Origin of the sequence: Winogradskyella pacifica (genome assembly GCF_003386275.1) — a bacterium.
GTDB classification, from domain to species: domain Bacteria; phylum Bacteroidota; class Bacteroidia; order Flavobacteriales; family Flavobacteriaceae; genus Winogradskyella; species Winogradskyella pacifica.
Genome location: NZ_QREI01000003.1, coordinates 229,822 through 256,352 on the forward strand (window position 1 = coordinate 229,822; position 26,531 = coordinate 256,352).

Annotated in this window: 19 protein-coding genes; 7 read left to right on the forward strand and 12 right to left on the reverse strand. The window is 33.5% G+C overall.

What is annotated here, in order from left to right; translation table 11 throughout:
* Positions 1-28: 28 nt before the first annotated feature.
* The 6 genes from DFQ09_RS08150 to DFQ09_RS08175 all read right to left on the reverse strand — a co-directional run bounded on the left by DFQ09_RS08150 (position 29) and on the right by DFQ09_RS08175 (position 8,536).
* On the reverse strand, positions 29-1,837 hold the full coding sequence (locus tag DFQ09_RS08150; protein ID WP_115809224.1) for an acyl-CoA dehydrogenase family protein: 1,809 nt from the start codon (positions 1,835-1,837) through the stop codon (positions 29-31).
* A 46-nt stretch (positions 1,838-1,883) separates the two neighbouring features.
* Positions 1,884-2,246: a four helix bundle protein gene (locus tag DFQ09_RS08155; RefSeq protein WP_115809226.1), complete on the reverse strand. Its 363-nt coding sequence runs from the start codon at positions 2,244-2,246 to the stop codon at positions 1,884-1,886.
* Positions 2,247-2,283: 37 nt separating this feature from the next.
* Entirely contained in the window at positions 2,284-3,477 is a 1,194-nt protein-coding gene (locus DFQ09_RS08160; RefSeq protein WP_115809228.1) for an acetyl-CoA C-acyltransferase, read from the reverse strand.
* A 78-nt stretch (positions 3,478-3,555) separates the two neighbouring features.
* The gene (locus DFQ09_RS08165; protein WP_115809230.1) at positions 3,556-5,964 is read right to left on the reverse strand and encodes a 3-hydroxyacyl-CoA dehydrogenase/enoyl-CoA hydratase family protein; all 2,409 of its coding nucleotides are present in this window, start codon (positions 5,962-5,964) and stop codon (positions 3,556-3,558) included.
* 1 nt (position 5,965) lies between these two features.
* Positions 5,966-6,421, reverse strand: a complete 456-nt coding sequence (locus DFQ09_RS08170) for a MarR family winged helix-turn-helix transcriptional regulator (protein ID WP_115809232.1) — start codon at positions 6,419-6,421, stop codon at positions 5,966-5,968.
* Positions 6,422-6,763: 342 nt separating this feature from the next.
* Positions 6,764-8,536, reverse strand: coding sequence for an AMP-dependent synthetase/ligase (locus DFQ09_RS08175; RefSeq protein ID WP_115809234.1), 1,773 nt, complete (start codon positions 8,534-8,536; stop codon positions 6,764-6,766).
* Positions 8,537-8,792: 256 nt separating this feature from the next.
* Here DFQ09_RS08175 and DFQ09_RS08180 point away from each other — a divergent pair, with 256 nt between their 5' ends.
* Positions 8,793-11,423, forward strand: coding sequence for a chondroitinase-B domain-containing protein (locus tag DFQ09_RS08180; protein ID WP_115809236.1), 2,631 nt, complete (start codon positions 8,793-8,795; stop codon positions 11,421-11,423).
* Positions 11,424-12,290: 867 nt separating this feature from the next.
* Here DFQ09_RS08180 and DFQ09_RS08190 read toward each other — a convergent pair.
* The 6 genes from DFQ09_RS08190 to DFQ09_RS08215 form a co-directional block, all read right to left on the reverse strand.
* Entirely contained in the window at positions 12,291-12,923 is a 633-nt protein-coding gene (locus tag DFQ09_RS08190) for a response regulator (RefSeq protein WP_115809240.1), read from the reverse strand.
* Between the two features lie 3 nt (positions 12,924-12,926).
* Complete coding sequence (locus DFQ09_RS08195; RefSeq protein WP_115809242.1) at positions 12,927-14,951, reverse strand: sensor histidine kinase; 2,025 nt, start codon at positions 14,949-14,951, stop codon at positions 12,927-12,929.
* A 33-nt stretch (positions 14,952-14,984) separates the two neighbouring features.
* Positions 14,985-18,674 carry a phosphoribosylformylglycinamidine synthase gene (gene purL, locus DFQ09_RS08200; protein ID WP_115809246.1) on the reverse strand — a complete coding sequence of 1,230 codons (3,690 nt, stop codon included), beginning with the start codon at positions 18,672-18,674 and terminating at the stop codon, positions 14,985-14,987.
* 163 nt (positions 18,675-18,837) lie between these two features.
* A complete protein-coding gene (locus DFQ09_RS08205) occupies positions 18,838-19,926 on the reverse strand; it encodes an endonuclease (RefSeq protein ID WP_115809249.1) in 1,089 nt (362 codons plus the stop codon).
* Positions 19,927-20,152: 226 nt separating this feature from the next.
* Positions 20,153-21,952: an endonuclease gene (locus tag DFQ09_RS08210; RefSeq protein ID WP_115809251.1), complete on the reverse strand. Its 1,800-nt coding sequence runs from the start codon at positions 21,950-21,952 to the stop codon at positions 20,153-20,155.
* A 23-nt stretch (positions 21,953-21,975) separates the two neighbouring features.
* Positions 21,976-23,187: an RsmB/NOP family class I SAM-dependent RNA methyltransferase gene (locus tag DFQ09_RS08215; protein ID WP_115809734.1), complete on the reverse strand. Its 1,212-nt coding sequence runs from the start codon at positions 23,185-23,187 to the stop codon at positions 21,976-21,978.
* A 199-nt stretch (positions 23,188-23,386) separates the two neighbouring features.
* Between DFQ09_RS08215 and DFQ09_RS08220 the strand changes: the two genes are divergently transcribed.
* The 6 genes from DFQ09_RS08220 to DFQ09_RS08240 all read left to right on the forward strand — a co-directional run bounded on the left by DFQ09_RS08220 (position 23,387) and on the right by DFQ09_RS08240 (position 26,519).
* The gene (locus tag DFQ09_RS08220; protein WP_115809253.1) at positions 23,387-23,965 is read left to right on the forward strand and encodes an RNA polymerase sigma factor; all 579 of its coding nucleotides are present in this window, start codon (positions 23,387-23,389) and stop codon (positions 23,963-23,965) included.
* Between the two features lie 145 nt (positions 23,966-24,110).
* Entirely contained in the window at positions 24,111-24,407 is a 297-nt protein-coding gene (locus tag DFQ09_RS08225) for a hypothetical protein (protein ID WP_092466947.1), read from the forward strand.
* Between the two features lie 2 nt (positions 24,408-24,409).
* Positions 24,410-24,913: a hypothetical protein gene (locus DFQ09_RS08230; RefSeq protein WP_115809255.1), complete on the forward strand. Its 504-nt coding sequence runs from the start codon at positions 24,410-24,412 to the stop codon at positions 24,911-24,913.
* 127 nt (positions 24,914-25,040) lie between these two features.
* Entirely contained in the window at positions 25,041-25,328 is a 288-nt protein-coding gene (locus tag DFQ09_RS08235) for an EF-hand domain-containing protein (RefSeq protein ID WP_115809257.1), read from the forward strand.
* A 41-nt stretch (positions 25,329-25,369) separates the two neighbouring features.
* Positions 25,370-25,567: a hypothetical protein gene (locus DFQ09_RS18770; protein ID WP_147298338.1), complete on the forward strand. Its 198-nt coding sequence runs from the start codon at positions 25,370-25,372 to the stop codon at positions 25,565-25,567.
* A gap of 199 nt (positions 25,568-25,766) precedes the next feature.
* On the forward strand, positions 25,767-26,519 hold the full coding sequence (locus DFQ09_RS08240) for a hypothetical protein (RefSeq protein WP_115809259.1): 753 nt from the start codon (positions 25,767-25,769) through the stop codon (positions 26,517-26,519).
* The last annotated feature ends 12 nt before the right edge of the window (positions 26,520-26,531 follow it).

Genomic DNA, 26,531 nt, shown 5'->3' on the forward strand with positions numbered 1-26,531 from the left:
TTTTAACCATTCAACTTAACCTAAATTTTTAAAAGCAGTACTTATTCTCTGCTTTTACTTTTTCTGCGATCTCAATACGTAAATCTACGATATCTGGATAGTTTGCATATTTTGTAAAACGCTTAAGTCCCATTAATAACATACGTTGTTCGTCTCCTTCAGCAAAAGAAATAATACTTTCTTTCCCTTTTTCTTCAACGATATCTACAGCGTGATATAAATATAATTTCGCCATTGCGATTTGTGCAGATTGTTCTGCTTCGCTAGTACGCTTCACATTTTTCTCTGTTCTTAAAATTGCAGATTCTGCCATATAGATTTCAATTAAGATATCTGCAGCAGCAATTAACAATTGTTGGTGTTCTTCTAGTTGAGGTCCAAATTTTTGAACTGCTCCACCAGCAACCATTAAGAATGTTTTCTTAAGTTTTGCAATCATTTGCTTTTCTTCTGAAAATAATTCAGAATAATCAGGAGTTTCAAAAGAAGGAATACCCATTAATTCTTCTTGTACTTTAGAAGCCGGTCCTAATAAATCAACATGACCTTTCATCGCCTTTTTTACTAACATACCAACAGCTAACATTCTGTTGATTTCGTTAGTGCCTTCGTAAATACGAGCAATACGAGCATCTCTCCAAGCCGACTCCATTGGAGTTTCTTCAGAGAATCCCATACCACCAAAAATTTGGATACCTTCATCTGCAGCATTTTGTACATCTTCTGATACAGCCACTTTTAAGATAGAACACTCAATAGCATATTCTTCAACACCTTTTAGTTCTGCTTCTTGATGCGAATTACCTGCAGCTTCGCGCATAGCAATTCTGTCTTCAATATTTTTAGCAGCTCTATAGGTTGCAGATTCACCAGCATAAGCACTAGCAGCCATTTCAGCTAACTTTACTTTAATAGCTCCAAAGTCTGCAATAGGTGTTTTAAATTGTTTACGTTCTTGAGCATAATTTACAGCAGTCGTTAAAATACGACGTTGAGAATCTAAACAAGCCGCAGCCAGTTTAATACGACCAACATTAAGAGCGTTCATGGCGATTTTGAAACCTTCACCACGACCTGCTAACATATTTTCAACAGGTACTACAGTATCATTAAAAAATACTTGACGGGTAGAAGAGGCACGAATACCTAATTTGTGTTCTTCTTCACCTAGAACAATACCATTTGGATTTTCACCATTATATTCTACGATGAAACCTGTAATGTTTTTATCACCTTCAATACGTGCAAAAACAATCATCAAACTACAGAAACCTGCATTTGAGATCCACATTTTTTGTCCGTTAATTTTATAAGACTTACCGTCTTCTGAAAGTGTAGCCGTTGTTTTACCAGAATTGGCATCAGATCCTGCACCAGGTTCTGTTAAACAATACGCTCCAAACCACTCTCCAGAGGCTAATTTTGGTACGTATTTCTGTTTTTGTTCTTCAGTACCATATAAGGTAATTGGCATAGTACCAATTCCTGTGTGTGCACCAAAAGCAGTACTAAAAGAACCTGTTCCACTAGAGATATAATCACAAGTTAATACTGTAGAAACAAAACCCATTCCCATTCCGCCATAAGCTTCAGGAACAGCAACACTTAAAAATCCCATGTCACCAGCTTTACGCATAACGTCTTCAGTTAATGCATAATCTTTAGCTTCAAAACGTGCTTTATGAGGAATAATTTCACGATCATTAAATTCCATTACGGATTCCTTCATCATGGTTTGTTCTTCTGAAAAATCTTCAGGAGTAAACACATCGTCACAATTTGTTTCTTTTACTAAGAACTGACCTCCACGTAGGATGTCTTTTTCTGTATCTGCCATTTTTTTTGTTTTAAGAAAAGAGAAAATAGATAAAAGAGAATAGACTTTAACTGAGACTATTTTGAAACCCCATTGTCATTCTTTGGAATTCTTCTATTTTTTCTTCAAGTATTTTTAAATTGTTTTCGTTTATATAATTTCTATGTTTTGCTACTAAAAGTTGCGTTCCTAATTCGAAAGAAGAACCTAAAGAGATGTCTAAAAAATGACTAAAGGATTTATCTGTTCTAGCAGAACCTTCAGCAATATTACTTGGCATTGAAACCGAGCATCTACTAATCTGAGAACTTAAATCGAATCTTTCGTGCTTCGGAAAATTTAATAATAAGTCAGAAATATCATTGGTGATCTCTAAACCGAGTTTCCAAATTTTTAAATTCTTGTAATTATGTCTCTGTTTAGCACACATCAGTCTTCTCTCTTTGTTCTATGCTCTCTTTTCCCTTTTAATTAAGAAACTCAAATACCCCACAAGCACCTTGACCTGTACCAACACACATCGTAACAGCACCATATTTGCCTTGCATATTTTGCTTACGCATTTCATCAAATAACTGTACCGATAATTTTGCTCCAGTACATCCTAATGGGTGACCCAATGCAATGGCACCACCGTTGACGTTTATAATATCTGGATTAAGACCTAACTCTCTAATTACCGCTAAAGATTGTGATGCAAAAGCTTCGTTTAACTCAATTAAAGCTAAATCGTCTTGTTTTAAACCTGCTTGTTTTAAGGCTTTTGGAATCGCTTTTACTGGTCCGATACCCATAATACGAGGCTCAACACCTGCTGCAGCATAGTTTACCATTCTTGCAATTGGTTCTAAACCTAGTTCCTTTACCATGTCTTCACTCATAACCATTACAAAAGCAGCACCATCACTCATTTGTGATGAGTTACCAGCTGTAACACTTCCACCAGCAGCAAATACGGCTCTAAGTTTTGCTAAGGCTTCTTTACTTGTTCCAGCACGAGGGCCTTCATCTTTAGTTACGGTGTATGTTTTTGTTGCTTTCTTTCCGTTAGCATCAATGTACGTTTGTTCTACTTCAATAGGAACAATTTGATCCTGAAAACGGTTTTCAGCTTGCGCTCTTAATGCTTTCATGTGTGAATTGTAGGCGAATTCATCTTGGTCTTCACGAGATACGTTGAATTGTTTTGCAACAGCTTCAGCCGTATTTCCCATGCCCCAATAATAATCTTCATGACCTGCTTTTACAATAGCGTCGTAATTCAATTCTGGCTTAAAACCTGTCATTGGCACCGCACTCATGCTTTCTGCTCCACCAGCAATAATACAATCTGCCATCCCGGCTTGTATTTTTGCAGTTGCCATACCAATAGTTTCTACTCCAGAAGAGCAAAAACGGTTGACAGTTACTCCAGGAACATCAACAATCTCTAATCCCATTAAAGAGATTAACCGTGCCATATTTAATCCTTGAGAGCCTTCTGGCATTGCGTTACCAACAATAACATCGTCAATACGCTTTGGGTCTAAACCTGGCAATTCCTTCATCATATATTTGATGGTTTCTGCTGCCAATTCATCTGTTCTTTTAAAACGGAACACGCCTTTTGGTGCTTTACCAACTGCGGTTCTATATGCTTTTACTATATATGCTGTTTTCATAATTTTAGATTTTTAGATAATTAGATTTTTTGATATTTTAGATTTCTAAGAGTCTAGAAATCTGAGAATCTAAGTTGTCTAATTTCTTAACGGTTTTCCTTTGGTTAACATATGTTGAATACGCTCTAAAGTTTTACGTTCTGTACATAAACTTAAGAATGCCTCACGTTCAATATCTAGTAGATATTGTTCAGTTACTAAAGTTGGTTCAGATAAATCACCACCAGCCATAACGTAAGCTAATTTATTAGCGATTTTCATATCGTGTTCAGAAATGTAATTAGAGTCTTCCATAGAATCTGTTCCTACCATAAACATACCTAAGGCTTGTTTACCAAGAACTAAAACATCATTTCGTTTTACAGGTTGCGTATAACCAGCGTCTGCCATTAATTTAGCATGCTGTTTTGCGACTGCAATTTGACGGTCTTTATTAACTACTACAACATCTTTCCCTTTTTGAAGTAATCCTAAATCGAAAGCTTCGTAAGCAGAAGTTGATACTTTAGCCATACCAATAGTTAAGAAATACTCTTGTAAAACATTTAACTGTACATCTCCTTTATGGAAAATATCCGATGCTCTTAAAGCCATTTCTTTAGAGCCACCACCACCAGGAATTACACCAACACCAAACTCTACAAGTCCCATGTAAGTTTCTGCTGCTGCTACTACTTTATCTGCGTGTAATGATAATTCACATCCACCACCTAAAGCCATACCGTGAGGAGCAGAAATTGTTGGTATTGATGAATAACGCATACGCATCATGGTATCTTGGAAATATTTGATAGCCATGTTAAGCTCGTCATACTCTTGTTCTGCAGCCATCATAAAAATCATACCGATGTTTGCACCAACAGAGAAGTTGGCAGCTTGGTTACCAACCACTAAACCTGCGAAATCTTTTTCGGCTAAGTCGATGGCTTTATTTAATCCAGCGAGAACATCTCCACCAATGGTGTTCATTTTAGATTGGAATTCACAGTTAAGGATACCATCACCTAGATCTTCGATGACAACACCAGAGTTTTTAAAGACTTCTTTAGATTTTCTGATATTATCTAAAATAATGAAACTGTCTTGACCAGGAATTTTTTCTTGTGATTTTTTAGGAATGTCATAAGCATAAGTCGCTCCCTCTTTGACGGTGTAAAAAGATGTGCTTCCTGATGCTAACATGTCGTTTACCCATGCATTAGGCTCTAAACCTTCTGCTTTCATCATTTCGATTCCTTTTTCAACTCCGATAGCATCCCAAATTTGGAAAGGACCATGTTCCCATCCAAAACCTGCTTTCATAGCATCATCAATTTTATATAAATCGTCTGTGATTTCTGGAATTCTATTAGATACATAAGCAAATAAGGCAGCAAAACTCTTTCTGTAGAATTCACCAGCTTTGTCTTTTCCTTTTACTAATATTTTAAAACGATCTACAACTTTATCGACTGTTTTAGTCAATTCTAAAGTGGCAAACTTTGCTTTTTTAGAAGCTCTGTATTCTAATGTGTTTAGGTCTAATGATAAAATTTCAGAAGAACCGTCTTCTTTTTTTACCTTCTTGTAGAAACCTTGTCCAGTTTTACTTCCTAACCATTTATTTTCCATCATTTTATTGATGAAGTCTGGTAATTCAAATAACTCTAAACGTTCATCTTTAGGGCAGTTTTCTCTTATACCGTTGGCTACATGAACTAAAGTATCTAAACCAACCACATCAACCGTACGGAAGGTTGCTGACTTTGGACGACCAATTACAGGGCCTGATAATTTATCTACTTCCTCAATGGTTAAGTTTAAATCTTTAACCGTGTGAAATAAACTTTGAATGCTGAAAATTCCGATTCGGTTTCCGATAAATGCGGGAGTATCTTTAGCGATAACAGAGGTTTTTCCTAAGAATTTTTCTCCATACTCATTTAAGAAATCTAATACGGCTTGGTCTGTTTTTGGACCAGGAATGATTTCGAACAATTTTAAATATCGTGCCGGATTAAAGAAGTGTGTGCCACAGAAATGTTTCTGGAAATCGTCACTACGACCTTCACTCATAAACTTAATAGGAATACCAGAGGTGTTAGATGTAATTAGCGTGCCTGGTTTACGGTATTTTTCTAGCTTTTCAAAAACTTGTTGTTTAATATCAAGTCTTTCCACTACAACTTCCATAATCCAATCTACGTCAGATACTTTAGCAATATCGTCTTCTAAGTTTCCCGTCGTAATTCGACTTGCAAAAGATTGACTATAAATAGGAGAGGGCTTCGATTTTAAAGACGCTGCTAAAGCATCATTCACAATTCTATTTCGTACAACTTTGTCTTCTAAAGTTAAACCTTTAGCTTTTTCTTTGTCGTTAAGTTCTCTTGGTACGATGTCTAATAATAAAACATCGACACCAATATTGGCGAAATGACAAGCGATACCGCTTCCCATAATTCCAGATCCAATAATTGCTATTTTTTTAATTCTTCGTTTACTCATCTTATTTTAAAATGTGTTCTTTTTTATTGTATATCTGTTTGTTAGAAATCATATTATTAATGATTTCCGCAACCTTGTAAAAATTTGTTAGTTCTTCTGAAGAGACGTTAGTTTTGATAGCCTCATTAAAGGTTAAAACCTTCTCTTTTGATAAAGCTCTTTTCTCTCTACCAAAATCAGTTAGAAATATAAGGACTCCACGACCGTCTTCAGGATTTGGCTTACGTTCTATTAAGCCTTTAGACTCCATTGTCTTTAAGGTTCTAGAAAGGCTTGTCGCCTCCATTCCCATTTTTGGTCCCAACGAAGTTGAAGGGGTTCCTTTTTCTGGATCAATACTTAGTAATGTAAAACCTGTAGCCATAGTGGTCCCAAATTCAGAGGCTTCTTCGTTGTACATTTTATTAACTGCTAACCATGTCGTTCTTAAGACGTAATCAATGGTTTTATCTTTCATGGTCTTAGTTTGAGTACCAAAGATAATAAAAAATACTATGCACGCATAATAAATCTTTAAAATATTATTTACATAATGTTAAAATTGTGTTATTAAAATGAAGGAAACCCTTTTTTAGGTGCTATAAATTATGAATACTTCAATTATAAAATAATTTTAAACAATTACTTAATAGTTGAGAATTATAGTTGTTTAACCTACTTAGGTGCTTTGAAAGCTTGATTAAATGCAATATGAATTGAAGGTTAGTGTAAGTCAAATTTAGATAGACTAAAAAAGGACCCGCTACACTAATTAGTGTTGCTAGTCCTTTTTAATTGTATGTAAAAAAGTTTTAAAGAATTAAGCTCTATAAATCTTATCGTATAAATCTTGATAAATACCAACAATTATAGCACGCTTCATTTTCATAGTAGGAGTGAGGTGCCCACCTTCTATAGACCAAACGTCTGGTGTAAGTTCAAAACGCTTAATTTGTTCCCATTTACCAAAATGTTTATTGTACTTATCTATTTCTTCTTGAATTCTATTAATTACAATTTCTGAGTTGGCAATTTCTGTATCCGTTTTTCCGACACCATTTTGTTTAAAGTCAATCCAATCGCGTATAAAATCGAAATTAGGTTGAATTAAAGCTGCGGGCATTTTTTCACCTTCACCAACAACCATGATTTGTTCTATAAAAAGGGATTGTTTCATATCGTTCTCTAAAAGTGGTGGAATGACGTATTTTCCGCCAGAGGTTTTAAACATTTCCTTTTTTCGACCTGTAATTTTTAAGAAACCATCGGCATCAATTTCACCTTTATCTCCTGTGTGAAAGAAGTCACCTGTCATGACTTCAGCCGTTTTTACAGGGTCTTTATAATACCCCATCATAACATTAGGGCCTTTAATTAAGAGTTCTCCATCGTCAGCAATTTTAACCTCTACATTATCAATTGGCTTACCCACAGTGCCTACTTTATAATAATTATCTTTGTACATTCCAACAGCAACAACTGGCGAGGTTTCTGTTAAACCATAACCTTCCATAATTTGCATTCCCGCGGCGCCAAAGATTCGTGCTAATCTTGGTTGTAATGCAGCACTACCAGAAACCATTGTGCTTAAGTTTCCTCCAAGAGCATCTCTCCACTTACTAAAAATAAGTTTGTTCGCTATTTTTAACTGAAACTCATACCATCCACCATTAGCTCCATAAGGCTCCCAACGTTCCGCTAACCTTACAGCCCAAAAGAATAATCCTTTTTTTATTCCAGATAATTCTTCCCCTTTATGCATTATTTTATCGAAAACTTTTTCAAGTAAACGCGGCACAACACTCATTAAATTTGGTTTTATCTCTTTAGCGTTATCACCGATTTTATCAATGCCTTCTGCATAGTAAATAGACATTCCGGCATATTGATAAACATAAATTAAAACCCGTTCAAAAACGTGACAGATAGGTAAGAAGCTTAATATACGGTTTTCACCTTCTACGTGTGGTACTCTTGGAGAACTGTCTAAGGCATTACTCGTTATGTTCCAATGCGATAACATAACACCTTTTGGTTTACCCGTAGTCCCAGAGGTATAAATTATAGTAGCTAAATCAGATGATTTTACGGCATCTTTTCTTAATTCTACTTCAGGTTGATTGCTTTCATCCTTACCAAGTTCTAGTAATTCTGAATAGTGTTTACAACCTTCAATATGATCAAAAGAATAAACCTCTTTTATTTTCGTATTAGCTTGAACTTTTCTTACTTTTTCTAAGACTTCCACATCAGATACAAAACAGTAAATTGATTCACTGTGATTTAATACATACTCATAATCCTCTGCGCTAATCGTTGGGTATATGGGGATGTTTTGCGCACCTAATTGGAGAATTCCAATATCCATGATGTTCCATTCGGTCCTATTTGCCGTAGAAATAACTGCAATTTTATCATCTTTTTGCACACCCAAACGTAATAGAGCTCTGCTCATTGCATTAGAATTATCGACATATTCTTGTGTGGATGTCGGCTTCCATTTACCATCGTATTTGGTAACCAATGCCTTAGGATTTGGTTTATGTTGTAATTGAAAATATGGAAAATCAAAAAGACGTGTTACTTCTGTCATATTAATTGGCGCTTATTTAGTATAGAGATATTACGAAAATATAAAAATTAAAGTTATAAAATATAAAATTAGTATTATAGGTATAAATAAATTGATAATATAGAAATTGCTTATCGTTATCTTATAATTTTCACATTATTTTAGTGAAATCTACAATATTAATTCTCTTTTTTTATTAAAACTATAATTATTTATTTATATTTGGTTAACCAGTTTGGTTAACCAGTTTCTCTAATAACAATTAATCTCTTTTACTATGAAAACATTTTACATTTTTAAGAACTCATTGTTCTTTACATTTTGTGCATTATTGCTATCAAGTTATAGCGTATTTTCTCAGGAAACCTATGTCATCGATGATCTTGATGAACTTGAAGATTTAGTTGAAACACTCGCTGCAGGAGATACTGTTATTTTAGAAGATGGAATTTATCCTGATAGCGATAGAATAAAATTTTCACCAACGACAGGTACTGCTGCAATGCCTATTACTTTTAGAGCAGAAACGCCAGGAGGTGTTAAATTTACTGGCGGTATGCAAATGAGTATTGGTGGTGATCACGTTATTATTGATGGTTTTTATTGGCAAGGTGGCTATGGATCTAGTGTCGTTATTGAATTCAGAGATGGTACTGATTATGCTAATTATAGTACGATTCAAAATTGTGCAATGGATGGTTTAGCAGTTGAAAGTCCATCAATAGGAACAAGTACAAAACATAATTGGGTAATGTTGTATGGAACTTATAACACGGTTATCAATTGCTCATTTATCAATAAGGCAAGCTCAGGAAATATGATATTGGTAGAGCTGTCATACAATGCATTTCCCACGGTAGAGGATAATGAACCAGAAATAAATACGAGTTGTGATATTGTTGGTCATACCATTAGCAATAATTATTTCTATAAGTATGAAAAGATAGATTCTAACTTAACTAACGCTGGTGATAGCGAAACAATCCGTATTGGAACTAGCTCATATCAAAATGTGGATAGTAGTGTTATGGTGAGTAATAATTATTTTGTTGAAGCTGATGGTGAAAATGAAATTATTACTAATAAAAGTAAAAACAACTCCTATATCAATAATACGTTTAGAAGAAGTAGAGGGTCTTTAGTACTTAGACATGGATCTAATGCTACAGTTGATGGCAATTACTTTTTAGGCGAAAATGTTGATGGCACAGGAGGTATTAGGATTGTGGATAGTGAACATACAATTACTAATAATTACATACAAGATTGTATTACAGTTGTAGATCAGGCAAAGTGGAATAATGGTATCACTTTTTTAGGTGGAAGCGCTAATAACGCTGTGCCATGTACTTCGGATAATAATTCTAGTGATTATCAAAAAGTGGAAAATATTGATGTTTCTAATAATACTATAATAAATACAAATGCTCCTTTGTATTATAACACAGACAAAGGGTCAACTGATCCAACAGGAACATTTTCGAATAACCTAATTTACTATACAGCAGATAACCCTAATGTTACAAATGTTATTAGTGGTGATACTGAAAATTCATATGCTAATCTTGGAACAACTTTAAGTTACAGTGGAAACGTTTATACGGGAGCAGCATTAGGAGAAGCAAATGCAGGTTTTTCTGAAGAAACAGGGATTTTAGCAACTGCGGTCGGTGAAATTTTTACATTTTCAGGTACTGGGGCTTTAGGCAAAGGAGCTGACATGGGTGTGTATGAACCAACGACTGATGCTATGGTTGGACAAGGAATTGGCGCTTGTTTTTTAAACAATTTAGGCGCTAGTATTATTGATGGTGATTGTTCTATTGAAGTGCCAGAGTCGTTAACGGTTAGTGGTTTGCCAACACTAGGCCCAGATGCAGATAGCTATGATGTTTCTGTAAATGCAAATGTAAGTTGGGCAGCTATTTCTAATGATTCTTGGATATCTATTGATCTTAATATAGGTACAGGTGATGCTACAGTTGTCGTTTCGGTTACGGATAATGCAGATACAAGTAGTAGAACTGGTTCTATAACTTTTACTCAAACTTCAGGAGATAATGTAATTATAAGACAATTAAATATAACTCAGAATGGAGCTGATTTAACGGATTTATTCGATCTTATTAATACAGGTGTTGAAGGAGAGGATCCTGTGACGGTTCATTCATTTTCGCAACAAGAAGTAGATCTTAATGCGAATCCTCCAAAAACAAATTATGCAGCTAATACCTTAGATAAAGATACTGGGACGCAGTGGACTGCTGCTGATGGCTCAATTTTACCTGACGAGTATAGATCAGATGGAGAGTTTATTATTTATGATTTAGATGATGAGTATCAACTCGATTTAATACAAATTGCAACAGATGATAAGTCAGATCCTTATGGCATACAATTTTGGGTTTCTACTACAGGAACAGGTCTTTCAGACTTTACAAAGGTTTTACCAATTACAGGTGATTTATTAATTACCACAACAACAGGTACGAGAGATGCTTTTGATCAATATGAAGTTTCTGTTAACGCACGTTATATAAAATTAATAAGTTATGGTAGATTTAATGTTGAAGGAGATAATAGAGTAAGTGCTTGGTCTAATATTACGGAAATAGAGTTTTATGGTTCTCAAAGTTTATCTGTAGGCGAAAATGATTTAGAAAATAATATTTCAATTTATCCAAATCCAGCTCAAAGTAGCTTAAACATTAAAGTTTATAACCATACTAATATTGAATCTTTTAAATTATACAGTATTGATGGAAGATTAATCTTGAAAGGTAAAACAGAAACTATTAATTCTGTAATTAATATAGATGTATCCAAAGTAGTAAGTGGTAATTATATTTTAAAATTATCAAGTCAGGATGGCAGAAGTATTTCAAAAGGAATAATTGTGTCTGAATAGACAAAAGAATTAAATGTAAAAAAAAACAAAGGGTTTCTCAATTTGAGAAACCCTTTGTTTTATGATAATATCACTGGTCCATTTAAAAAATCTTTTTCATTTTAATAAAAAAAAACAGGTTAAGCGCAAAATGTCCTAACCTGATCCCCCTTGATTAATAGCAAATATATAATATTGAAAACTTTTTTATTCTTATTGGTTTATTCTAACCCAAATCATTTTAAATAAATTCAATTGATTTAGCTTGTTATTTAATACGACTAAATTATAGCTTTTATTAAAATATTGCAATGCGTAGGTCTACGTAGTGTTTAATAAAATGTTCTGATATTGACAAAAAGACATTCCTAACGTTGTTTTAAAAAGACGATCAATGTTATTAGGTGTGCATTGATAATGTTTTTGGATTTGAGTTAAAGACATATATTCACTTTTAAAAAACAAATGAATTAAAATGTTGTCTAATATGGTTGGTCTGATAGATTTAAATTCAGCAGAAGATAGATCAGTCAAAAAATCATGTGGTTTTAGAACGCTCATTTTAAATTGTTGATTTTTTAAATAACCCACATAAGTGGGTCTGCATTTGGCGATATAATAAATGATATTATTTTCGGATTTCAGTAACAATTTATTGGCGAATGGTTTATAGTAGGCTATAGTACTTGTCTTTCCTAATTTGTAAATAATATAACTGTATCCGTCTGGCTGTAATGTGTGGCTTTCTCTATTCTGTAATTCAATAGAGAAAACGTTCAATACCCAATAATTATTAGGAGTGTAATAAGAGTGTATAGCAACGATAATACGTTATAGTTTAGTGCGGTTAAAACTATAATTTATTAGATAGTATTAATATACGTAGGTCTACGTATTAAATATATTTGGATGATTTTTTAGCCAAACAAAGAGTGCATTTTGGTTGGTTGTATCTATTTCTAATTTTTTAATAATGTTGCTACGGTGTTTTTCAACAGTACGTTTAGATATAAATAATTCCTCAGCAATTTGAGTGCTGTTAAGGTTTTTGTCTAAATACTTTAAAATTTTGATTTCGGTAGGACTCAATTCTTTAACATTAGAATCGGTATCTCCATTAAAATGGATGCTGTTTTTTAATTTTTCACCAATATAATTACTATTATTCTTTACACTTTCTAAGCAAGCTTCTAATTCTTGTAATGCGCTGTCTTTTGTGACATAGCCATGTATAGATTGACCAATTTCCTGTAAGATGGATTCTTGTTTATGTAAGGTCAAAATAATAACTTTTGTACTTATTTTTTTGCGTTTAATTTGTTGTGCAACTTCTAAGCCGTTTAGTTTTGGCATATCAAAATCGAGAATCGCAATATCGGGTTGTAACTCTATAATTTTATTGTAAGCGGTGTTACCATCAGTAGCGGTATCAATAACGTTATACCATTTTGTTTCTAAAAACTCTTTAGTGCCATTTAATAATAAAGGATGGTCATCAGCAAGAATTATAGTGGTTGACATAGCTTAGTTTTTTTGAACTTTAATTTGAATGGTTGTGCCTTTTCCTTTAACCGAATTAATACTCAACTGCGCACCAATAAGCCGGGCACGCTCTTTTATGGTTTTCATACCTAAACTATTCAGTAATTTAGTGTTTTCAGTAACATCAAAACCAATACCATTATCTTTTACTTGAAAAAGAACGGCATCTTTTAAATTTTCAATACTGACAGCACAGGCTTTAGCCTCAGAATGCTTCTCAACATTATTTAAGCATTCTTGCAGCATTCGATAAATAAATATTTCCTTGTCCTTAGAAATATTCAAAACTTCAATTTCGATATCTTCTGAATAAAAAATATTAGAATTCTTCTGAAAGTTTTCAATCGTATTCTTAATCGAATTTATTAAACCTAATTTTTCAAATTGAAACGGGTGTAGTTGCTGAGATATTGTTCTGACTTCATCAATAGCACCATCGACCAAAGAAGTATCTGTGTTATCTTTATTTTCTAAAAATATTTTATTCTTAATGAGTAATAAGCTTTGTCCAACACTATCATGAAGTTCACTAGATATGCGTTTGCGTTCATTTTCAATACTATGTATAAGATCTTGTGCAAATGCTTTTTGAAGTTGAACACTTTTTTGTGAATACTGTCGTGAACGCCAAAGGTAGATAATTGAAAACAGCGCTATTAAAAGTATAATACTACCCCAAAGTAATTGCGCTTTTCTATGGTTTTGTTCGTCTAACAATTTTATTTCACTGTTCTGTTCCTTTATTTTTTGATCGCGCTTATTGGTTTCATAGAGGGTTTGATAATAACTTAAGGCATTGTTTTTTTGAACAGATTTTAAGGAATCTTCAATTTTTTTTGCAGCCTTTAAATGAGAGTAAGCATAATTATATTCTTTTAGTTCCTCGTAAACCTTGGCTAAAAAAGATTCACCAACTTCTATGTTCTCCATATGATTAGAGGCTCTAACGAGGTCAAGATATTTTAATCCCCATATTAAGGCGGTGTTATAATCTTTTTCAGCAAAAGCTAAATATCCACAAGCCTTATAGTATTTACTCTCATAAATACCTTCCATGTTTTTTGTGTCTTGTCTTAGTGTATTTAAATAAGACTTGGCTTTAGCTATACTGTCGTTTTCAGCATAAGCAATAATTAAGGATTGTAAATGAATAGGGCGGAAATACGCTGCATTATTCGATTTTTCACTTACTGCAATAGCTTTGTGTAAATTTTTTAAGCGTTCTTTTTGTAGTCCTTGCTTGTTATTGTCCGCAGCAGCATTGGAGTAAAGTGAGGTGAGTAAACCATAATTCTTAAATAGTTTTGCTAAGGCAATTGTTTCATCACGTTCTTTCTTCGCTTGGTTTATAAATCCATTGGTACTGTATAAAATGGACAACATATTCTTAGACGCAATTATATTAAAGGTGTCCTTAACTGCAACGAAAATTTTGGAAGCTTCCTGTATGTGTTGAGATGCTTTAACAAACTCTCCTTCGTCTGTGTAAGCATAGCCTTGGTATAAAACAGCGAATGCCTTAACGCGCTCGTTACCTGCTTTTTCTGCATATATTTTAGCCTTCTTGTAATAAGACATGGCGGTGTCTACTTCTTTATCGAAATAAAAGCTGTCACCAACATCGATATAAATACCCGCTAAATTTCTATCTGTAATATGATTTTTTAAGGTGTTATAATAGGTGTTGAATATTATAATGCCTTCTTTAGGTTGCCCTAAAACATTATTGTAATAATTAATAAGGTTTTGAGTTGTACGAGAAGCGAGATTAAAGGAATCTAATTGAATCGCGTAATCTATAGTAGTTCTAGAGATCGAGTCGAATCCTAAAGCTGTTTTATGATAAGTAATGTTTGTTAAACTATCTAGTAATTTTAGTTTCTCACCGTTATTCTTCTCCGATTTTATTTGCGCTTTTAACGCATCAACCTTAGATTGATGCGTTGTATTTTGCGCAAACGTGAAAGTGTAAGTAAATAATAAAAAGTATATAAATACAAATCTCATTGAGTTGTTTTTCACGAAACAAATTCGTGTAGTTTAGGCTTTATTGCCTTCAATCCACAATCTAGCATTCACAAAAGCTTCTAACCATGGAGATACTTCGTCTTTTCTATCTTGTGGGTAATTAGCCCAGTTCCATTGAAAAATTGAGCGTTCAATATGTGGCATCGTTGCTAAATGTCGTCCTGTGGTATCACAAAGCATTGCCGTGTTAAAGTCCGATCCGTTAGGATTTGCAGGATACTCAGCATAACCATATTTAGCAACAATATTATATTTGTCTTCAGAATATGGTAATTTGAATTTTCCTTCTCCATGAGAAATCCAAACCCCTAATGTAGCACCTTCTAGAGAAGAAAGCATCACAGAATTGTTTTTTTGAATTTCAACAGATGTAAAGCCACTTTCGTGTTTTTTTGAATTGTTATAGGTTAGTTTTCCATGAGTCTCGTGCTCAGGATTTACTAAATCTAATTCCATCCAAAGTTGTGCACCATTACAAATACCAACAGACAATGTATCTTCTCTTTTAAAGAAATCCTTAATGACTTTGTTGGCATTGTCGTTATATTTAATAGCTCCTGCCCATCCTTTGGCAGAACCTAGAACATCAGAATTACTAAAACCACCAACAGCTCCTAAAAATTGAATATCCTCAAGCGTCTCTCTACCCGAAATTAAATCCGTCATATGAACATCCTTCACATCAAAACCAGCTAAATACATTGCATTTGCCATTTCGCGTTCAGAATTTGAACCTTTTTCTCTAAGAATCGCGGCTTTTGGTCGTGAACTGTTCTTGCCAAGCGCATCTTTTAATTTCCCTGTAAAATGACTCGGGAACGTAAAATCTAAAGCCTGATGTTTATAATTATCAAATCGATCTTGAGCTAAATTATTAGCGGTTTGTTTTTGGTCTAATAGGAAAGATGTTTTAAACCAAACATCTCTTATTTCAGCGACATTAAAAGCGAAGTTATCTTCATTATTTTTAATGGTTACAGTTCCAGAATTGTTTGCTGTACCTATATTGAAAAATTCAATATTATTTTCTGATAAAGTTGTTTCTACAGAAGTATCTGCTTGAAAAACAATTCCTGAATTTTCTGAGAATAAAACTTTTATAGAATCTTCTTCATTTAGAGAAGTTATGTTAAAATCGGCTCCTAAATTAACATCAGCAAAACACATTTCTAACAAAGTAGTAATTAAACCGCCTGAAGCAACATCGTGTCCAGCTTTAATTTTATCAGCTTTAATTAATTCTTGAATGGTGTTAAATGTGTTTTTTACAAATGCAGTATTTGTAACATCAGGAGTTTCATTTCCAATAGCATTTAATACTTGGTTGAATGAACTTCCGCCTAATTTAAAATCATCTTGAGAAATATTAATATAATAGATGTTTCCTCCATCAACTTTTAAAAGGGGCTCAACAACTTTGCTAATTTCATTACAGTTTCCTGCAGCAGAAATAATCACAGTTCCTGGAGAAATAACATCTCCATCTGGATATTTCTGTTTCATAGATAAGGAATCTTTTCCTGTAGGAATATTGATTCCTAAACCAATAGAAAATTCAGAAACTGCTTTTACAGCTTTATATAAACGAGCATCTTCACCCTCATTCTTACAAGGCCACATCCAGTTAGCAGATAAAGAAATTGAATCTAAATTAGCTTTTAAAGGTGCCCATATGATGTTGGTTAAAGACTCTGTAATTGCATTTCTGCTTCCTGCTTCCGGATTAATTAATGCAGAAATAGGTGCATGCCCAATAGACGTAGCAACTCCTTCTTTTCCATTGTAATCTAAAGCCATTACACCAACGTTATTTAGCGGAATTTGTAATGGACCAACACATTGTTGTTTGGCAACTTTACCACCAACACAACGGTCTACTTTATTTGTTAACCAATCTTTACAAGCTACAGCCTCTAACTGTAAAACTTGTTTCAAATAGACTTCTAAGTTCTTCGTTTTGTAACGTGGGTTTTTATATTTTCTGATGACCGTTTTATCTGTCATTATCGTTTTTGGTGACGAACCAAACATATCTTCTAAGGCTAAATCCATAGGTTTTTCTCCTGTTGATTTAGATTCAAAAGTAAAACGATCATTTGCAGTAACTTCACCGACGTCGTAAATTGGTGAACGCTCTCTATCTGCAATTTTATGTAAAGTTTCTAAATGTTTTTCAGCAATCACTAATCCCATACGTTCTTGAGATTCGTTACCAATAATTTCTTTTGCAGAAAGGGTAGGGTCACCAACGGGTAATTTATCTAAATCGATTTTACCACCTGTATCTTCTACTAATTCTGATAAGCAATTTAAATGTCCACCAGCACCATGATCGTGAATAGAAACAATAAAGTTTTCTTCACTTTCTACCATACCACGGACTGCATTTGCAGCACGTTTTTGCATTTCTGGGTTAGAACGTTGTACAGCGTTTAATTCAATTCCTGAAGCTAATGCACCAGTATCAGCAGAAGAAACAGCAGCGCCTCCCATACCGATTCTGTAATTGTCACCGCCTAGAATTACAATTTTATCTCCTTTTTTAGGGGTGTCTTTTAAAGCCTGATCTGCTTTGCCATAACCAATACCACCAGCTTGCATAATCACTTTGTCGTATCCTAATTTTCTAGCTTCAGATGCGCTAGAGGAAGAATTTTCTTGATGTTCAAAAGTTAATACAGAACCTGTAATTAATGGTTGTCCAAATTTGTTTCCAAAATCAGAGGCTCCATTAGATGCTTTTATTAAAATGTCCATTGGTGTCTGATACAACCAATCTCTAGCTTCAAATTTGTTTTCCCAATATCTGTTTTCTTCTAAACGAGAATAAGACGTCATGTAAACGGCTGTTCCTGCTAAAGGTAAAGATCCTTTTCCTCCTGCAAGTCTATCTCTAATTTCACCACCAGAACCTGTTGCAGCACCATTAAAAGGCTCAACGGTTGTAGGAAAGTTATGCGTTTCTGCTTTTAATGAAATTACAGATTCGTAATCTTTAGTCTGATAAAAGTCTGGCTTATCTGCTGTTTTAGGAGCAAATTGTTCCACTTTAGGACCTTTTATAAAAGCAACGTTGTCTTTATAAGCTGAAACAATGTCATTTGGAAATTGCTTAGACGTTTCTTTTATTAATTTAAATAAAGAAGTTGGCATTTCTTCTCCATCAATAACAAAAGTTCCGTTGAATATTTTATGACGACAGTGCTCTGAATTCACTTGAGAAAATCCAAAGACTTCAGAGTCGGTTAATGGTCGTCCTATTTTTTTAGAAGTACTTTCTAAGTACTCCACTTCTTCGTCACTAAGAGATAAACCTTCTTGTTGATTGTAAGCTGAAATGTCTTCAATATTTAAAATTGCTTCAGGTTGAATGTCAATTTTAAAAACCTCTTGATTCAGACTTTGATACTTTTCAGAAATCATAGGATCGTAATCCTTAAAATCATTAGGAACAGAAGTGAATTCTTCAATTCTTATGATGTCAGAAATTCCCATGTTTTGAGTAATCTCAACAGCGTTTGTACTCCACGGAGTAATCATTGCAGCTCTAGGTCCAACAAAAAAAGCATCGAGAGATGCTTGTTCTATTTTAGGTTGGTCGCCAAATAACCAAGTCAGTTTTGAAATGGTTTCTGTTGATAATTCTTTTGTGGCTTGAACAGCAAATACCTTACTGTTTTGGTTTCCGAAGAAATGAATCATTTATGTCGTGTATTTGAGTTGTGTTTAGTAAAATGCAAATTTACTTTTTTTAAACGTGATTTAGCTTATAATTGCCTATTCAAAATTGAGAGTTGTTCACGATGTTTTAAACATAAAAAAAGCGACTATAGAGTCGCTTATTTTTTTTAAAGTGCAATTATAATTATTGCTTGATTAATCTTTTCGTTTGAGTTCCGTTTTCAGAATTTAACTTTACGATATAAACACCTTTAGTTAATTCTGAGATGTTTAATTTAGATTGGTTAGACGTAATTTTTTGAACGTTTACCTTTTTACCTAAAATATTATAAACTTCAGCGATAATTGCTTGGTTAGATAAAATGGTTACTTCATTACCATTTGCGGGATTAGGAAACATTGTAATACGATTTTGTTCTACATCTGTTACAGAAAGACTTTCCCATCTGTTTTGAGCTTCAGGTCCTCCCCAAATTACTGTAGCTAAATAAGGATTGTCTATAAAAGGGTTTCTGTTACCTTGTGCAAATTCATTATTTGGATTTCCATGATACGCATTTCTAACATCTTCTAAATCTCCTTCAACGACAGGGTCTTCAGCATTCCATTTTAAAAATAAATCTATCATATCGTCTGGAGTAGAAGCACTACTTCCGTTACCGACACCTGTTGGCAGGCAACGTTCACCATAACGTAAGTACATGTACATAATAATTCTTGCACAGTCACCTTTCCATTCGTCACCAGGATACCAACCTCCGTCGGTATTACCAGATTCACCATTAAGGAATTCGCCATTGTTTTTATCTGTAAATCGTAAGCTTCCACGTTGACCATTTCTTTGAACGTCAGTAGGTCTTAACATTTGCGCATCAGAACCAGGACCAGAAGTCCCTAAATTAGGACTTCCTAAAGATTTAGGATATACATGTTCTCTGTTCCAGTCACCAACACCACCACCATTTTGGAACTTGCCTCTAGTTCTATCAGTGGTTACGTTGCCGTCAGAATCATTATAACCATATAGTAAAATGACATTGTTAGAATTGTTTGGATCTAAATCTGTAATCCTAGAAGCATCCCAAACATCACTGTAACTTAAATAGTTGACGTGCTTATCTTCTGTGACATCAATTAAATCATTTTTCAAAGAAATACCAGTAGTGGTAAAATCAACAGTGCTATAGTAAGATTCTAATTCTGCAGGTGGAGCTAATTGAGCAAATGTAAATGAGGTTACAAATACTAATAGTAAAGTGTAAAAGTGTTTCATTAATTTTTAATTTTTTTTTAATAAAGACATGTAGAATACGTAGAAAAAGAATTCATAGGTTTTGTCTGTAACAAAGGTAAATAAAAATACAGATTAGATTATTTTTTAACACCTTTATGGAAAGCACATTTTTAAGTGCTGGTAATTATTGTTTTAACCAAAAAAAAAGCAGTTGCACTTTGACTACGCTAAGTGAGCAACTGCTTTTATATTAAGAATTTTGAATTTATTGTTTAATGAGCTTTTTAGTCACTGTAGAACTACCTTGCGTGATTTTTACAATATAAATTCCTGAATTCAAATTTTGAACGTTTAAGTTACTTGTTTTAGATATGGTATGCTTTAAAACACGTTTTCCTAAAATGTCAAAAATATCTATGCTTGTGCTAACGTCAGATTTTAAATCTATCGTTAATGTATTTTTTACAGGGTTTGGGTGAATCTTAACACTAGCAATATTAAAATCTTCAACATTTAAAGCTGAATAACAGGTGTAAGATAAATCATCAAATACAACTCTATTATTAGTGCCACTATTACCATCTATGACAATAGAAACACTATTTTCTATGTTAATGTTAGGTAATGTAACGGTTTGCTCAGTAGCACTGTAAGCAATTGTACCCACGAACGTTCCGTTAACATTAACATTAAATGTGCCGTCAGAACCACTAAAGACACGTTTCGTTGTTACGGTAAGCGCTCCAATTCCACCAGAGGTTGTAGGTAGTGTTAACACACCATTTCTAACTGTGATAGCAGCAGTTGTAGTTATATTTATTACTTGATCAGTTCTAGCTTCTGTAGCAGTCCATGTGCCGCCTTCGTCACCTGTCCAGCTAACATCTGAATAAGACCCAATAGAGGTATCTAAATTAGCGAAGGTTTCCGTTAAACAATCAGATCCTCCAATTGTCCCATTATTAGTTGTGGTTTCACAATCTTCACTACTAAAGCCAGACTCATTGCCAGCAGCATCTTTCGCTTTAATTGTAAAACAATAGTTGGTGTCAGCTGTTAAACCATTTGCTGTAGTTGATGTGTTACTCGAATTCGAAGCTAATGTTCCGTCAATATATATGTCATAAGATATCACTCCAATATTGTCAGTAGAAGCCGTCCAACTCAAATCAATAGAATTATCAGTAGGATTAGAAGCTACTAGGTTAGTAGGATCTGTTGGTGCTTCCGTATCAGGCGTAGGATTCCAAATCATGTTGGCATACTCTTGATGATCAATAAAAGGGTTTCTATTGCCTTGGTGAATATAGGAAGCGTTGTTTCTGTTTATTTCTCTTTGGTTAACAGCATCGTTATTGTGCCAATCTAAAAGTAAGGTAATAAACCAATCTTCATAAACTTGATTGCTTGTTCCGTTTAACATGCTATGATTCCACGAGGCTACTTGATCTTCGTATCGTACTGCAAAATACAGCAGACATCTAGCAATATCACCTTTAAATTCGTCTATAGGTTCAAATACAATTCCAGAATATCCAGGGGTGCTGTTGTTTCCTTTTTTAGAACCATTCATGTATGTATTTGTAGGAGAATTAGTTTCTCCAAAAGGATAGTTACTTCTCCCTCCATTTACATAGCCATCTGTTGGTATTACTTGATGAATATCTCCAACCATAGGCATATTACTATTATACACACTTTGTGGCATTAAATGTTCACCATTGTAGCAATCCATTTCACTGTTATAATTCCCGCATTTATCACTCGGATTTGCGTAATAGCTATAGTTATATGGATCTGAAGCTGTTGGATTTTCGGAATACATATCCATTACAGAATCATCATCTTCATAAAAATCGTCTACATCTGTAGCGCGGTAACCTGTGTCTAAACTAAATAACTGATCGTAAGATTTTGGGCTATGTCCATTAGTTATAATAGTTTTTAACTGTGTTTTTAATGTGTACCCTGTTCCAGTTGCTGAATTATAATATCCAGAAGGAATTTGAGCAAAACCAATGCTAGTCGTTAGAATTGCGAAAATTAAAAAGTAAAAGTTCTTCATCTATGTTTTTTTAATGATTCTGGTTATTTCTTTTCTAGTAATGCCATGTAAAATCCATCAAATCCAGATTTATAAGCTAATATCTTTTTGTCCTTTACAAGTGTAAATTCTTTTCCTGTTTCCGTAGTTAAGAATTTTTGAACTTGCTCTTGGTTTTCTGAAGGTAAAACAGAACAGGTCGCATAGACCATTTTTCCGCCAGATTTCACCATTTTAGAATATTGCTCTAAAACCTCTTGTTGCGTTTTCTTTATGTTTTCTATAAATTCAGGTTGTAATTTCCACTTCGCATCCGGATTTCGTCTTAAAACTCCAAGTCCAGAACACGGTGCATCAATTAATAAACGATCCGCTTTCCCATGTAATTTCTTAATAGGCTTCGTAGAATCGATAACTTTCATTTCAATATTATGAACACCATTTCTACGCGCTCTAACTTTTAGTTTTCTCAATTTACTTTCGTAAATATCCATAGCTATAAGTTGGCCTTTGTTCTCCATTAAAGAGGCTAAATGCAATGTTTTTCCACCAGCACCTGCACAAACATCAACCACTTTCATTCCTGGTTTAACATCTAAATAGTCGGCAACTAACTGTGATGATGCATCTTGTACTTCAAACCAACCATTTTTAAACGCTTCTGTAACAAAAACGTTAGCACGTTCTTTTAATTTTAAAGCTGAAGGGTGATTTGGTAAAAATTCAGTCTCAATATCTTCAGACTGTAACTTAAGTTGTAAGTCTGTTTTGTTAGTTTTAAGTGTATTCACTCTAAGAATAACATCAGCTTGCTCATTTTGCATGGCTATTTCCTTAGTCCATTCGGCTTCACCTAATTCTTTTACACCTAATTCGTCAATCCAATCTGGTATAGACTCTTTGAATTTCCTAATTTTAGACAATTCATCAAAACGACCTTTAATTTTTCGAGATGGAGTATCTGTGAAATATTTCCAATCTGGTAATTTGATACCTTTTAAGGTCGCCCAAACGGCAAATATTCTCCAAAGATTATCTCTATCGTATGGTGCTTTAACATCTGCTATTTCCGCATAAAGTCTTTGGTAACGCACAATAGTATAAACTGTTTCTGCAACAAAGCCTCTGTCCCTGCTTCCCCAACGTTTATCGCGTTTAAGTAATTGTTGTATAACTTTATCAGCGTATTCACCTTCATTAAAAATAAGGTGTAATCCGTCAATTACGGCAAAGCATAAATTTCTGTGTAATCTCATATTAGGTCTTCTGTTTTCAATATTCATTTTGCAGTAGTTTAATCTCTGCAAAAAAGAACATACAAAGGTAAGAGAAAAGTTTAAGAGTATAAGGTTTTATTGTAAAGTGTTATTTTCTAAAAATAATTAATATGTTCCGCAAGTTTTTTTTAGTAACCGCATCTAAACTAAATTAGCACCTATTAATCAATAGTATTTTTTGAACGAAACCGAATTCATACAAGAATTAAAATTAAAAAGCACGTCAGCTTACAGTCAACTGTTGGATAAATTTCAACAGAAGGTGTTTAGTACTTGTATTTCGTTTGTGCCTAATAGAGAAGATGCTGAAGATATAGCGCAAGATGTTTTTGTGGAAGTTTTTAAATCGATTGATAAATTTAAAGGGGATTCAAAATTATCGACTTGGATTTATAGAATTACAACGAATAAATGCTTAGAATTTATAAGAAAGAAGAACACTAAAAAGCGTTTTGCTTTTTTACAATCTATAACAGGAAATGCCATTCCCATAGATAAAACGGATTATTTTACAGAAATGAATCACCCCGGAATTTTATTGGAGAATAAAGAATTGAATGCCACTTTATTTAAAGCAATTAATGGCTTGCCCGAAAGTCAGACCGTGGTATTTACGCTTCATAAAATAGATGGTAAAAGTTATCAGGAAATCGCAGAGATTACCAAACGTAGTTTGTCATCTGTTGAATCTATAATGTTTAGAGCAAAAAAGAATTTACAAAACACACTAGAAAACTATTATAAAAATGAATATTAGCACAAGTTTTTTTAAGCTTGCGCATCTAAAGATATAATTATCAATGTTTGGTCAACATGTCATTAGCCGACGTAATGACTCATAAAGAGCAACAAATGTCTGTAGAAAGACAAATAAGTATAAACACATTAAATCTAATGTAGAAATGAATAAAAAAGTAAAAGACACCTTTGATTCTATCGCGTCTATTGAAGAGGTTAAAGTGTCTCCGTTTTTTAAGGAAAACGTAATGCATCAAATTCGGAATGTCTCAGAAGACATACAAGACGCAACTTGGTCGTGGTTAACTCCTAAGCTACAATTGGCAACATTGGTTTGTGTTGTGGTTTTAAATCTAGTCGCATTCAATAATCTTAAGAAAACAAATTATGATGAGAATGTTAGTAGTTTTGCAGAATCTTATGGGTTATCTACAAGTACAGAAACTTCTTTAATAGATTAATTATGAAGAAAAATGTAATATTATATGTGCTACTTGTATTTCTTATCGTTGTTAATGGGTTTTTCTTGTTTAATTACATTGGAAATACCAGCGGTAATAACATAAATGAGCCACAACGAAATAGGAACTTTATAGTTAAAGAGCTCGGATTTAATAAAGCGCAATTAGAAGAATTTAAAGAAAAGAGTGAAGGCCATCATAAAACTATGATTCGTTTGTCTGATGAGGTTAAGGAATTAAAAGATGTACTCTTCAGTAAATTGTCTGATGATTTTGTGGATGAATCCGTAATTGATTCTATTTCATCGTTAATTTGTGAAAAGGAAAAAGTAAAAGAAAAAGAAGTTTTTTATCATTTTAAAATGATTCAAGAATTATCTAACGATACCCAAAAAGAAAAATTCAAAACGATAATAAAGGATGCGCTACGCCAAGATGAGCAAGGGCAAAGACCACCTCCGCCAAGAGAGGGTGAAGGACATAGACCACCACCACGAAATCCGTAATTATAAAATAAACCAAAAAGACCTTCAGCTATAGAAGGTCTTTTTTTTGTGTTTTTTTTAACAGAGGTAAGCACAAGTTTAAAGAGAGAAGCTCATCTAAAAGTATATAATCTTAAAACAAATACTTATGAAAAAGCACACAATTAAAACAGTAGTCCTAACATTTGGAATCGCAATTTTTATGTCGAATTCTGTTTTTGGTCAAACGGGTAATAAGCAGGATAGAAAAAAGCCACCAACATTTAAAGAATTAATAAAAGAGATGGATGCAAATGAAGATGGCAAATTGTCTAAATCAGAAATAAAGGGGCCTTTAAAAGAGCATTTTTCTGAAATAGATACCGATGAGGATGGGTTTATCACAGAAAAAGAATTTGAAAAAGCACCAAAGCCAGAACGAAAGGAGAGAAACTAATTCGTATTAATTCAAACTAACTCAAAAAAACTTAGATCCATATGAAGGAGGTTAAAAACAAATTAAGTGTGTTGTATATCGCATTACTATGTAGTATTTCTATAGTGACTTTTAATGCCTGTAGTAATGAAGACGAGACAACAGAAACTGAAGAGGTAAGTGTGACAGACGTCGATGATACCGATTTTGAAGCTACAGATTGGACTACAGAAACACATAGGTTATACATTTTTAAATAGTAGTTCAGATTTTCAAACGGCCGTTAATGAGTTAAATACACATGTGGTTTCTCGGGCAGATGCGGTAAGTAATTATATAAATTAATAGATAGTTTTTTTTGATTGATTTGGTTGTTTATTAAAGGCTTCGTGAGAGATTGCGAAGCTTTTTTTCTCTTCAAGAATAAAAGGATAAGACTTATAATTTAGAATTGGTGATATGAGATTATTTAGAAAAATTAGAAAGAAATTATTGATTTCAGGTAAAATCAAAAATTATGTCATTTATGCGCTTGGAGAGATTTTACTCATTGTTATTGGTGTTCTGATAGCATGGAAAATTAACAATTTAAACGAATTAAGAAAAAATAGAATTGTAGAAGTAAAAATATACGAATCTTTAAATGAAGAGCTAAATTCAAACTTAGTGCTTTTAGATTCTTCCATTGCCAGTTATACTAAAAACAGGGAAGCCATAGAAGCGACTATAGATCTCATTATGACAGAGCAACAGAACGAGTTGGGAACAGATGAAAAAAACACGATTATTAATGTCGATTATAAACCAACACAACTGCATACAGGAGCTATAAATTCAGTGAATACAACTAATAAATTTGAGTTTATAGAAGGTGTGTTGTTGAAAAATCTAATTGCAGCCTATCCTAATGAGTTAGATAATTTTGAAAACCAAGAAGCAAAAATCAAGAACATCATTGTTAACCGATTACAGCCTGCGATAGAAAAGTATGTATCGTTGATTGATATTCTTACGAAGCGTGAATTTAATTTAAACAAACTACAAACATTTTCTGTGGAATCTAATTATGCTCAGTTGCTTCAAAGTAGAGAATATCAGAACTGTTTGGTAGATCGGTTATTGCAAACTGAAATTCAATTAACAAACGCTAAAAATCTAAGAGAGAAAACGAAAATCATGGCGTTTCAGTTACATAAAGAACTCACAAATTAATTTTTAAAAAGT